Source organism: Companilactobacillus kedongensis (genome assembly GCF_003946625.1).
GTDB classification, from domain to species: domain Bacteria; phylum Bacillota; class Bacilli; order Lactobacillales; family Lactobacillaceae; genus Companilactobacillus; species Companilactobacillus kedongensis.
Genome location: NZ_RHOR01000008.1, coordinates 68,678 through 82,262, shown reverse-complemented (window position 1 = coordinate 82,262; position 13,585 = coordinate 68,678). Strand labels below are relative to the sequence as shown.

The following is a 13,585-nucleotide window of genomic DNA, read 5'->3' as shown; positions in this document are numbered from 1 at the left end:
ATATTTTTTAGGGATGAAATTTATCAATATGATTGGGAGGAAATACTTATGTCTAGTAATGACAAGCATTCACCCCATCAACACAGGGGAATTTCTAAAATTAGTAATAATTTGGTCTTAGCATCAGTGGCCACAGTTGGGATTGCGGGAGGACTTACCATTAATCAGGTAACAGTTTCGGCGGAGACAGGAAGTACAACGCCGGAAACTACTGCGGTCTCACAACCGGAAAGTTCAGATTCAGTCGATTCAAGTGAAACTGTGCAGCCACCAGATGCGCCAACTACTTTATCAGATCACTATACAAACGCTCAGGATCAGGTCGATAATGCCAACGGAAAAGCAGACGTTGTGAACGATAGTCTGGCTAAGTTGCAGGAATTGTTGAATGATCCCAATTTAACATCGCAAACTGATTGGCAAACAACCTTACAGAATGCCATGAGTGAGTATCAAAATAACGCGGCAGAGTTCAGTGGTACAACAACTAAGACGCAAGAATTGATCAACGTATATCAGGCAAAAATCAATGAGACAATTAAGGATCAGCCCAATGCCGTCAATCAAGTCACCGATACTGAAACGACTGGAACACAATTATCAGATTATCAACAATTGACTGATAACTTCAAGAAGAATGTTGCCGATCAATTGCAGACAGTTCAAACTAATTTGGATAATTATACTGTATCGGATCAGGTTAATCAGGCCAGTGCCAGCCTTAATTCGGCAGCTGCCGCGTTGAATAATGGACTTGCTGATTCGACTAATACCAGTGCCGATTTAGAGAATTTGAAAACGACCTATGATGCGGCAGTAACGGAATATAATACTGCAGTAACTGCCTATAATGATAAGTCTGGATCAACTATGGCAACAATCAGTTCAGATGATGTTCCCGATATAACACAGATCTTAGCTGATATTAAAGTTAAAGAATCCTATGATACCGCGGTTGATGCGCATAGTGATGTTCAGAATAAAGTTGATTCATATCAGGGTACAGTTACATCTTGGCAGGATGCCGTCAAGGCCTATAATGATGCCTTAAATGGATTGAAAATGTCAGATAAAGCTAACGATTCTGATTTGAGAGCTGCGCAAAAGGCTGTAGAAGATGCAGCTAATAAGATAACCGAGATGCAAGAAAAATATAATACTGTTATTTTAGATCCAAATAATAAGGACATTATTTTAAATTATGTTAATCTGTCTAAAATTTTCCCAAATGAATTCGAGAGTTATGAAACTGCAGAAGCAGATCACGCTAGCAAAGTACATGCTTTAGAGACTGCAAAGAATAGCTTATTAAAGGCCCAGCAGAAAGGTTTGGAAATTAGTCACTATGAGGAGCAGGTATCCTTGAAAGAAGCAGATTTGGCTACAGCTGAAGAAGTTCTGAAAGCAGCAGAGCAAGTAGTTAATGATGTTTCAGCTCCATATAAGCTGAAATATGTCGATTTGTTGCAAGCAAAACAGGACGTTATAGAACAATATAATAATGCTTTGATTGACTTACATGATAAATTGACGGCTTGGCAAACTGCCTATGGAGAATATAATAAAGCAGTGATTTCAACAAGTAATTCTGAACAGACATTACCAGATTTTGATAAATTGCAGAAGGCTGTTGATACTTCTCAAGCGGAAGTTGAAGAAGCACTTGGAGAAATTAGTAGTAGTCAATCTGATTATAAAACAGACTTGGATTCTTACCAGACGGCATTAGATAATGGTGGTCAGAATATTAAAGCAATCGATGATGCATTGCCAGATTTGTCTGCTTTACAAAAAGAATTGACAGAACAATTTGCTCAGAATACAGAGGTCATGAATTCCACGCCTAAATTACTTGCGGTTATTAATGCAGAATCACAGTTACAACAAAGAATTGTTCAAATAAATAATATTGTTTTGGCAGTTAACAGTGATCAGGAAATGCTAAAAACAATTTATAATGCAGCTTACCAAGGAGACACTTGGTCGATTTTGACAAGTGAATTCAAGGCTATTGGGGATGACTTAATATCGAAGGCAGCAGATTATAAGGCAGCAATTAATGGTGGAGATAACAATCTTAGCTATGCTGACTTGGTAAATACTTTGGAAACTGCCAAAGCTGACTATGATACTAGCGACATTACCTATACTTATCCTAATGTAACGAATGTGAACGAACAGTATGAAACATTTAACACCAATTTTACAAACTTTGAGACTAGCTATAATGGTTTGCTGAACTTTTTAAATAATAGTTCGCCTAACGAGAAGAATAATGCGGACGCTGTTAAAAATATGAAGGATGGGTCTATATTATCTACTAGTGGTGTTGCGGCAAGTGTTGAAGACTCTGATGAAGGTAATTCACAGATAAATATATATACATATTTAGGAGAAGATCTAAATTACTTTGTTGGTAAAAATAATAATGATTTGCATAGTTATATGTATGAATACTATAAGGATGATGACGGATTCTTAGTTAACGAAGAAGATAAAATACTATCAACAAGCTCCACCGGTACTGAATATTATAGTGTTAGTCAAAATCTATTAGACGAACTGAGAGGCGTTCTGAACTGGATGATCGTGCATTCTGTTGAAAAGGACGGAATTACATATCATTTGACTGGAGTTAAGGTTCCAGGGGCGGGAAGTAATACTGATACAACAGTGAATAATTTGAGTGATATTTATACCTTTACAAGCCTTGATCCAGTTGAAGAACTTATGAATATGTTTACTGGTATCAGTATAAATATTAATGCAAATACCCAGTTTCTTTTCTTTTATACTGCGTCACCTAAAGACGGTACTGGAGATAATACCAATTTAGCTGGTAAAGATACATTGCCAGGTCTGAAGACATTTTCGACAGAAACATTAGATTCTTCAGGTGATTGGCATAATGGCTCTTTAATATCCGGTAGTGAAATAGACAATCCTGCTCCAAACAAGGCTTCTAATAGTGGTGGAACTATTACTGGAACATATTCTGGTGGTGAAACGATCGACAATACTTTTGATCCATTGACTATTAAACAGGCGCCGACAATCACACTTAATGAGGTTAAAGAAATCTCGAATCCAGATAATCCAGGTACGACTGATCCAAGTACTCCAGAAATTCCAGATCCGGACAATCCGGGCACAACTGATCCAGGTGAACCAGAGACCCCAGATCCAGAGAACCCGGACACAATTGACCCGAGTGATCCGGAAACACCAGATCCAACAGACACTAATGATCCAGATCCTGATATCACTATTCAAACCCCATCGGGGAACGAGGGGCATGGATATAATGATATTGTTTATATCCCCGAAACTGGTCAATTCTATGACTCGACTGTTAAAACGTCACGGAATGATTTGAATAAAACAGCTAAAGTACTTCCACAAATGGGTCAAGAAAGTAGAGGAATCTGGGCACTATTAGGCAGTCTATTATTAGCGATTTCTAGTTTTTCGTTGATTAGTTTGAAAAAGAAAGAATAGATAAATATCTGAAAACGTTTTTATAAGAAAGTTGTGTTGCTTTTAAGGAACATAACTTTTTTTTATTACTTTTTTCGTGTAAAATGTGGAGTTGTATAAGAAATGAAAAGAGGATTTTTAAATGTCAAAATTAGTTTTCATTCGTCACGGACAAAGTGAATGGAATTTATCAAACCAATTTACTGGCTGGGTTGACGTTGACCTTAGTGAAGAAGGCGTTAAGCAAGCACAAAATGCTGGTAAACTTCTTAAAGAAGCTGGAATCGAATTCGACCAAGCATATACATCAGTATTGACACGTGCTATCAAGACATTGCACTATGCTCTTGAAGGCTGTGACCAATTATGGATCCCTGAAACAAAGACATGGAGACTTAACGAACGTCACTATGGTGCTTTGCAAGGATTAAACAAAGCTGAAACAGCTGAAAAGTATGGTGATGAACAAGTTCATATCTGGAGACGTTCATACGATACATTGCCACCATTATTGAAAGCTACAGATGAAGGCTCAGCAGCTAACGACCGTCGTTATGCTAACCTTGATCCAAAGATCGTTCCAGGTGGTGAAAACCTCAAAGTTACTTTGGAACGTGTAATCCCATTCTGGGAAGATGAAATCGCTCCTAAATTACTTGATGGCAAGAACGTAATCATCGCTGCACATGGTAACTCACTACGTGCCCTTACAAAATACATTGAAAACATTAGTGATGCTGACATCATGGATGTTGAAATGGCTACTGGTGAACCAGTTGTTTATGACTTGGATGACAAGTTGAATGTTGTAAGTAAGAAGAAGTTAAACTAATTTTAGAAATACTTAGTGACTTTGTCACTTAGAATTTCTTATGGGGTCGTCACAGACGGCCGCATACCTTTAGTTGCATAAAAAATACGACCGCACATATTGTGTCTGGTCGTATTTTTTTGTCATTTAAATTGTTGGTTTTAGTAAAGCTGATATAATAGTACATGTTAAGAATGAAATGTCAGACTTTACATAGCTGAGAGTAGTTTTGTAAAGCTGAATAAAGCTTTACGTAGCTGAGAGTAGTTTTGTAGAGCTGAATAAAGCTTTACGTAGCTGAGAGTAGTTTTGTAGAGCTGAATAAAGCTTTACATAGCTGAAAGTAGTTTTGTAGAGCTGAATAAAGCTTTACATAGCTGAAAGTAGTTTTGTAGAGCTGAATAAAGCTTTACATAGCTGAAAGTAGTTTTGTAGAGCTGAATAAAGCTTTACGTAGCTGAAAGTGGTTTTGTAGAGCTGAATAAAGCTTTACGGAGTTGAGAGTAGTTTTGTAGAGCTGAACAAAGCTTTACGGAGCTGAAGGCAATTCTTTAGAGCTGGAAAAATTTGCAGAGCATGAAGTGGCTTTGTGTAAGAAATATGAGGTATGGAATTGAATACTCCTAATTACGAAGAAAAAGATTTGTTAAGCATTCCAGAAGGCAAGACGTTCGATCGAAAGAGCGCCACGTACGACTTAAATAAACTTGCTAATATTTTGATAGCATTTGCTAATGCCGATGGTGGAACGGTTGCATTGGGTATTAAAGATAAAAAATATGAGGGAATTAATTTATTATCGTCACAAAAGAAGAATGATATTCTTCAAATTGGATCTCAGCGAGTAGTACCAACATTAGAGATAGAGAAAAATGTGAAATATGTACTCAATAGACAAGGGTTATCCGATGAAATCTGGTTACTGACAGTGCTGCCTACTGATAATAAACTATATATGAACAAAAGGGACGAAGTATATCTTAGATTAGGGGATGAAACTCATCACGCTACATTTGAAGAACGTAAAAATTTGGAATTCGATAAGGGGATTCGTGAATTTGAAAGTCAAGCTATTGACGAGGCAATCTTAGATGATTTGGACAGTGAAACGGTTGAAAAATATAAAAAACTGTACGGGTTTGATGGGGATAATCTTTGGGATCTTCTTTTCCCTAAGGGTCTAGCTAAACGTATTAGAGATAAGAATGATCGAATGCATTACAGGCTGACAGTGGCTGGGGTATTGTTACTTTCTAAGTATCCAACCGCATTTATTCCTGGTGCAAGAATCAGATTTATTAGATATGAAGGTCGAGAAGCAAAAACCGGTTCTGATATGAATATTGTTAAACAAATCAGAATTGAAGGTCCATTAGATATAATGTTAGAACAAGCCAGTGATATTTTGGAATCACAACTTCGTACGTTCTCTAGTTTGGATACTAAGTCGGGTAAATTTGTTGATGTTCCAGAGTATCCTAAGGGGGCGTGGCTTGAAGGAATCGTTAATGCGGTAGTACACCGTGGTTATAATTATACTGGTGATGATATTAGAGTATTGATGTTTGATGACCGTTTGGAAGTCCATAGTCCTGGTAGTTTGCCTGCAGTGGTTACTACTGAAAATATCAGACGAACACATTATTCAAGAAATCCATATATTGCAAGAGCATTAACCGATTTTGGTTGGGTACGTGAATTTGGTGAAGGTGTTGATCGTATTTATAAAGATATGAATGAGTTCTTTTTGGATGATCCTATTTATGAGGTGGACGCCAACAGTGTTAATTTAGTTTTAAAAAATAACATCATTATGAGATCATTTAGGAAAAATGATGACTTAGAATCAAAGATTGGAAAGGATTGGCAACAGCTTAATTTTATTGAACACACTGCGATAGGATTAGCGTATGAACATGGTAGTGTTCGTACACGTGAATTATATGAAGGTATTAATGGTTATAGTATGAGTTCCGCTAGAAATGCATTAAATCATCTGACTAAAATGGGAATTTTTGAAAGAGTCGCCTCAGCTCCGACATCCCCAAATCAATATTATAAATTGATAAAGTAGTTTGGATTATAATCCCATTCTGGGAAGATGAAATCGCTCCTAATCATCGCTGCACATGGTAACTCACTACGTGCCCTTACAAAATACATTGAAAACATTAGTGATGCTGACATCATGGATGTTGAAATGGCTACTGGTGAACCAGTTGTTTATGACTTGGATGACAAGTTGAATGTTGTAAGTAAGAAGAAGCTTAATTAATAATTCTTAGTGGCTATGCCACTTAGAATTACTTATGGGGTCGCTTCAGCGACCGTATACCTATAAAATACGACTAACATAAAATGTTGGTTGTATTTTTTTATGTTCAGATTATTAAACTTGACCGTCAATTGTATGAAATTTATAAAAAGTCTATAATTATAAATATATTATGATGTTTAACTTGATAAATAAGACGTTGCACGGAGTGTGAGTCTTATTTTTTGTTGGAATTTAATAGGAAGAAGTAGGGGTATGAGTAGAAATCGTAAAATTTTGGTGACATTTGCGCTAGTGCTGTCTAATATGATGGCGGGCTTGGATGCAACTATCATTAATACTGCATTGCCGGCTATCATCAGTGATTTGCATGGTATTCAGTATATGGGCTGGATCGTTGCCATTTTTCTTTTGGGGATGGCAGTTTCCACTCCGTTATGGAGTAAGTTTGGGGAAAAGAAGGGAAATAAAGTTGCCTATATTACGGCAACAATTGTTTTCATGCTGGGAGCGCTGTTCCAAGGATTAGCGCCTAACATTATTTGGTTCATTACGGCCAGAAGTGTTATGGGTATCGGTGCTGGTGGGATGAATACCATTCCGTTCATTATTTATTCGCAAATTTTCAAGAATATTAAACGTCGTTCGCAAGTTATTGGGATTGCTTCAGCCGGTTTTAGTGGGACCTCGATTGTAGGACCTTTAATTGGTGGTTGGATCGTTGATACTTTCAGTTGGCATTGGGTATTTTATATTAACTTACCGTTGGCTTTATTATCGATCGTGATTGTTTCTCTATTCTTTAATTTGAAAGAAAAACTAAATGAAGAAAAAGTCGATTATTATGGTGCTATCTTGATGGTTTTAGGGTTAACATCAATTTTAATTGGTATTCAATTGTTAGGAGTTTCATCGATCTTTGTTACGATCGGTTTTATTGTCATAGGTGCAGGATTGATTTATTGGATGTCACGTATTGAAGCCAAAGTCGCCGATCCGATTGTTCCCAATCGACTGTTTAAAAACGAAAAATTAGTCATTGATTTAATACTGTTTGCTTTGTTATGGGGCTCGTTTGTGGCCTTTAATATTTACATTCCAATGTGGGCACAAGGTATTTGGGCTTGAGTGCTTTGATTGGTGGAATGACTCAAATACCTGGTGCAATCGCTAACTTTGTTGGTTCTGAATTGGAACCATTTATGCAACGTAGAATGAGTCGTTATTCAATTATTGCAATCGGAACGGCAGCCTTTTTGATTTCCTTTGCTGGTTTGTATTTGGCTGATCAAAATGCCAGTTATACGTTCTTATTGATAATGGGAGTTTTTGAAGGATTTGGTGTCGGAGTTTGCTTTAATGCCTTATTGATTGCAGTTCAATTTGATGTTGAGACCAGGGATGTTCCAATTTCAACTTCTTTTGCTTATTTAGTGCGAATCTTGAGTCAAACATTTATGTCTTCGATTTATGGTGTGATTTTGAATTTGGCCTTGATCAAAGGGGTTCGTGAAAGCCATGGTCATATTACGATTTCGATGTTGAATAAATTGAGTAATGCGGCAGTAGCTAAGGAGTTGCCACAAGCTTATGTGCCACAGATGAAACGGATCTTCTTCTCGGGGATTCATAATATTATGTTAACGGCTTTGATTTTGATTATTGCTGTTATTTTGATTTTAGGTTATTTATTTAGACGTGAAGCTATAAAGAAACGCTCTTTACGGGCAAATTAAAATTTTAGGATTGCACATTTTGTGCAGTCCTATTTTTTTGTAATTTATACTGTAATTAAAAATTGACTAATTGAGAAAGTCTTACTATTTTGGTAAGATAAATTATAATAACGGTGGTAACTTCCAATCAAACTGAAATATGGTACTAAAAAAGTTGAGAAATTATGTACTAATTTAAAAAAATCTAGAAGAGAATTAGGATCACGTACTGCCGATGTTTTATTTGGATTAATAAACTTACTTGAGAGTTCAGAATCTTTAGAAGATGTTAATGCATTAAGGATATATAAGCTGCATAAGTTGGCTGGAAATAGAAAAAATTACTATGCTTTGGATATTGATGGTAGATTTAGTAGTTACCGATTGATAATACAACCACTAGACAAGAATGACACAGTAATTGTGAATGATAAAAATCTGAATTTGAAACTCTTTTACAGCAGTATTAATATCATCAAAGTTGAGGAGGTGTCGAATCATTATGCTTAAAATTAGTAATGACAATTTAATTGCTTTTCATCCCGGATATTATATTAAGCAATATCTCGATGATCAGAGTATGAACCAGCGAGAATTGGCGGATCGATTAAATACTAATGAAAAAAGAGTTAGCGAGTTAGTTAACGGGAAAATTGAATTAGATAGTAATTTGATTGAAAGCTTAGCGTTGGTTTTAGGTACTTCGGAAACTTTGTGGAAGAATCTTAATGATAAATATTTAGAAACCAAAGCACAGATTGAGAAGCAGAATCGTTTAGAACAAGAGAAAACCATCCAGAAAGAAATTGACTATAAATTTTGGAGTGATCTTGGACTCGTTAAACCAACGAATAATACTTTGGAGAAGATATCTGAATTAAAAAAATTCTTTCATATATCAACTTTGAAAGTTTTAGAAAATAAGGATTTTTTGGTGCAATATCAAACTTCAATACCAGAAGTAAAAAATAAAAATGTAATAAATTCAAATGCTTGGGTGCAAACTGCTTTGAATATTGGATACTCAGAGACGGTTGAACCAATGGATTTAAAATACTTAAAATCGATGTTGCCAGAAATTAGAGAAATGACTACTAAAAATTTAGAGGAAGTTATACCCAGATTAAAAGAAATTTTTAAAAATTCTGGAGTTGCATTCGTCATGTTACCTAATTTAAAAAATTGTGGCATAAACGGTGCTATCAAATGGTTTGGTAAAGATAAAGTGTTACTGGCGATGAATGATCGAAGAAATGACACTTATGTATTCTGGTTTGCACTTTTTCATGAGATTGAACATGTGTTTCAACAAAAAAAGGGTCATATTATTATTTCTGCTGAGGATAATATAGGTCTTAAAAGCATTTTGGATTCAGATGCTCTGGAAAAAGAAGCAGATACATTTGCACAAAATTATTTAATTGATCCGATGCAATACGATAAATTCGTTAGTGAAGATGATTTTTCAAGCACTGCTATAAAGGCATTTGCGAAAGAAATTAGGATTCATCCGAGAATAGTTGCTGGCAGGCTGCAACGAGAAAAACATCTTCAGTTAAACACTTCAAAAAAGCAGTATAACAATATAGATATTAGTAATTCCACAGATCACACATAGTCGTGTGGTCTTTTTTTACCCTCCCAAAAATATCCAAATAAGAAAACCACCTTTGCACTTTACCAATCGGTGCTTTACAATAAAGTTGTAATTGTAAGCGCTTACCAAAGCTTGCGTTATTAACTTTTCTAAACATAAAAGGAGGTAATTTCATGAATAGTCGCGATACAGCAAATGTTTTATGGTTCAACGAATTACATCGAGAAGATGTTAACTTGGTTGGGGGCAAATCTTCATCATTAGGAGAGATGACTTCTTCCATGGATGTGCCAGTGCCTTATGGTTTTGCAACTACTGCTAGTGCGTACCGATATTTTATGCAAGAAACGGGGTTAAACGACAAAGTTAACGGATTGCTCAAGGGTATGAAGGATTATGAAGATTCAGATGAACTTCGTACAACTTGCAAACAGATCCGTGATTTGATCGTTGGTGCCACAATGCCCGCCGATTTAGCCGCTGATATTAAAAAAGCTTATGCGGATCTCTCCAAAAAAATGGGTCAAGATGATCCGTTTGTGGCAATTCGTTCTTCCGCCACAGCAGAGGATCTTCCGGATGCTTCATTTGCCGGCCAACAAGAATCATATCTCAATATTAAAGGTGAAGATGATGTAGTTAACCGTGTTCAAGCTTGTTATTCATCATTATTCACTGACCGTGCTACTTATTATCGTCACAAGCAACAATTCCCATATGAGAAAGTAGCTTTGTCAGCTGCTGTTCAAATGATGGTCTTTTCAAAGGCATCAGGAATCATGTTCTCAGTCGATGTTTCCAATGGTGATGATTCTAAAATCACTATCGACGGAATTCGTGGTTTAGGTGAATATATTGTATTAGGTAAAGTAACACCAAATCATTTTGTTATTGATAAGAAAACTAAAAAAATTGTCGAAAAGAATGTCGTTAAACAAACGATTCAGTTGATGAGAGTCGCTGATGGAGGAACTGTTGAGAAGGCAGTCCCCGAAGAATTACAAGATAAACAAGTTCTGACTGATGAACAAGTAATTGAATTAGCCGGATATGCACAACAGATCGAAGACCATTATGGTTGTTATATGGACATGGAATATGCTCTGGATACCAACACAAATCGTCTTTGGATCGTGCAAGCTCGTCCAGAAACGGTTTGGTCACAAAGTAAGAAGGATCATGATACTGATACTGGAGATGATAACGTGGTTGCTCAAGCAGATGCTAAAGTTGTTGTTCGTGGATTGCCAGCCAGTCCCGGTTTAGCTAGTGGGGTCGTGCATGTGATCGACGATCCAAAGGATATTGATCAATTCAAGAAGGGTGAAGTTTTAGTTACTTTAATGACATCACCTGATTGGGTCCCAGCTATGAAGAAAGCCGCAGCCATCATCACTAATAATGGTGGTATGACTTGTCATGCTGCAATCGTATCTCGTGAAATGCAGATCCCATGTATTGTTGGTACCGAAAGTAAACAACTCGCCGCAACAGATGCCCTTCATAATGGGGATGTCGTTACTGTTGATGCTAAAAACGGAGTTGTTTATCAAGGTAAAGTTGAAAGCCTATTAAAGAAACCTGAAGCAGCTAACCAAGCTGGTCAAGTAGTTGCCGCAGAGACATTTGCCCCAACTGGAACCGGAGTAATGATGAACTTGGGAGATCCCGATTTGGCCGACAAGTACTCGTCACTACCAGCTGACGGAATTGGTTTAATGCGTGAAGAATTTATTTGGACATCATATATTCATGAACACCCACTATATTTGATCGAACAAGGACATCCAGAAAAAGTCGTCGACATGCTCGCTGACGGAGTTTCTAAAGTTGCCCGTGCTATGGCACCAAGACCAGTAGTGTTACGTTTGTCTGACTTTAAGTCCAGTGAATATCGTAACCTTAAAGGTGGAGATAAGTATGAACCACAAGAACCAGCTGATTTGTTAGGTTGGCGTGGAGCTTCACGTTACTACGATCCTAAATATATCAATGCCTTTAAACTAGAATTGGAAGCAGTTAAGAAAGTTAGAAATGAATTTGGCTTGAAGAACTTGAACGTTATGATTCCATTCGTTCGTAAAGTTGAAGAAGCCCAAAAAGTTACCGAAATTATGAAGAACCAAGGCCTAGTTAGAAATGCCGACTTCAAAGTTTACATGATGGCAGAAATTCCTTCTAATATTATTTTGGCCGACAAATTTAATGAATTTATCGATGGATACTCAATCGGATCAAACGATTTAACAATGTTGTTACTCGGCTGTGACCGTAATAATGACACAGTATCCGGATTGTTTGACGAACGTAACCTTGCCGTTAAACGTGCCATTCGTCACTTGATCAAGACAGCTCACAAAGATGGCAAGACTGTTTCAATTTGTGGACAAGCACCATCAGAATTCCCAGACTTTACAAACTTCTTGATCCAAAGTGGAATTGATTATGTTTCAGTTAATCCAGATATGGTTAAAGAAACAAAACGCAATGTTGCTCACTTTGAACAGAGAATTATGTTGGATAAAGCTACTGGACATGGATTAATTGATCCTGTTGATTATGAATGGTAGGTAAAAAATTAAGACCTCACATTGTGAGGTCTTTTTGTGTAGAGTGTCTATTACTAAATAATTGAATTAATGTCTAATTTGTAACAGAAATTTATGCTTATTGGAGGGAATATGGTAAAAAAAGAGTTCGAAATTAGAAAAGAAATGGATAAACTTAGTCATAAATCATACGAAGGAGTATTGGAATATTTAAACTCAATATTACAAATGTTTTTTTGGGGAATGATATTAGTTCCCCAAAGTGAAACGATAAATGTGATTGAAGAGATTTGGCTTGTAGTTATTATTTTATTATCTATATTTGTTGTTTTTAGGCGTAAAATATTTTGGGAATCATCTAATAAATATTTTAGTATGTTCAAAACTTGTGGATTGATAATAATAAATACAATTGTTTTGATATTATCAATGGTATTTTTGGCAGCTTTTTTTATTAAAATGCAGAAATGGTTAATTTTAGTTATTTCGCTTATATTGATGCTAATGAATTTTATTAATTTTGCTTTTACGATCCAAATAGAAGAAATAAGCAAAAATTTACCGGAATCAATCAAAAATAGTGTTAAAAGAAATAAATTATTAGATATGTTGGAGAAAAAAGATGTAAATATAAATACTAAAATCTTTGAAAATATATGGGACACAGATTATAAAAGTAGTTCTAAATATTCTTCGTATATTCATGTATCTTATGATAAAAGAAAATCATGGATTCTATTTTTAAAAACTTTAGATGATACCACAATTTATCATTTAGAGTATATAACTAGATCAAGGGTAAGAGATAGACCTACTAGTTTAAAGCTATATAAAGATACTTTGTATTTTTTAGGCTTTTTAGTGGATATATTGCCAATCATAAAAAAAATGACCATTAATACGGGCGATCTTGCAGGTATAAATTTTTATATAATAATTGCTTCCTTATTACTTCTTATGACATCAGCCGAAGCGGGATATTTAAAAAAGCATGAAGATGACCTGACTAACGACCTGATTCTCTCAATGATTGAAGAGATAAAAAAATCGTAGGATTTAAATAGTATTAAACTAATTACCAAATTGTTTGACGAACATAACCTCGTTATTCGGCACTTAATTAAAATAGCTTATAAAGATGGCAAGACTGTTTCGATTTGT

The 13,585-nt window shown here is 35.8% G+C and carries 6 protein-coding genes and 2 pseudogenes; all 8 read left to right on the top strand.

Annotated features, from left to right (window positions below; all coding sequences use genetic code 11):
* The first annotated feature begins 48 nt into the window (after positions 1 to 48).
* The 8 genes and pseudogenes from EKM60_RS06400 (at position 49) to EKM60_RS06360 (ending at position 13,477) form a co-directional block, all read left to right on the top strand.
* The gene (locus tag EKM60_RS06400) at positions 49 to 3,498 is read left to right on the top strand and encodes a hypothetical protein (protein ID WP_125713625.1); all 3,450 of its coding nucleotides are present in this window, start codon (positions 49 to 51) and stop codon (positions 3,496 to 3,498) included.
* Between the two features lie 121 nt (positions 3,499 to 3,619).
* Positions 3,620 to 4,309, top strand: coding sequence for a 2,3-diphosphoglycerate-dependent phosphoglycerate mutase (locus EKM60_RS06395; RefSeq protein ID WP_125713623.1), 690 nt, complete (start codon positions 3,620 to 3,622; stop codon positions 4,307 to 4,309).
* A 592-nt stretch (positions 4,310 to 4,901) separates the two neighbouring features.
* The gene (locus tag EKM60_RS06390) at positions 4,902 to 6,362 is read left to right on the top strand and encodes an ATP-binding protein (protein ID WP_225427015.1); all 1,461 of its coding nucleotides are present in this window, start codon (positions 4,902 to 4,904) and stop codon (positions 6,360 to 6,362) included.
* Between the two features lie 8 nt (positions 6,363 to 6,370).
* Positions 6,371 to 6,563 (top strand): annotated as a pseudogene (gene gpmA / locus EKM60_RS06385) (2,3-diphosphoglycerate-dependent phosphoglycerate mutase); the annotation flags it as partial.
* 255 nt (positions 6,564 to 6,818) lie between these two features.
* Positions 6,819 to 8,299 (top strand): annotated as a pseudogene (locus EKM60_RS11375) (MFS transporter).
* A 481-nt stretch (positions 8,300 to 8,780) separates the two neighbouring features.
* Entirely contained in the window at positions 8,781 to 9,896 is a 1,116-nt protein-coding gene (locus EKM60_RS06370; RefSeq protein WP_125713617.1) for a helix-turn-helix domain-containing protein, read from the top strand.
* Between the two features lie 152 nt (positions 9,897 to 10,048).
* The gene (ppsA, locus tag EKM60_RS06365) at positions 10,049 to 12,445 is read left to right on the top strand and encodes a phosphoenolpyruvate synthase (RefSeq protein WP_125713614.1); all 2,397 of its coding nucleotides are present in this window, start codon (positions 10,049 to 10,051) and stop codon (positions 12,443 to 12,445) included.
* Positions 12,446 to 12,556: 111 nt separating this feature from the next.
* Complete coding sequence (locus EKM60_RS06360) at positions 12,557 to 13,477, top strand: hypothetical protein (RefSeq protein WP_125713613.1); 921 nt, start codon at positions 12,557 to 12,559, stop codon at positions 13,475 to 13,477.
* Positions 13,478 to 13,585 lie beyond the last annotated feature (108 nt).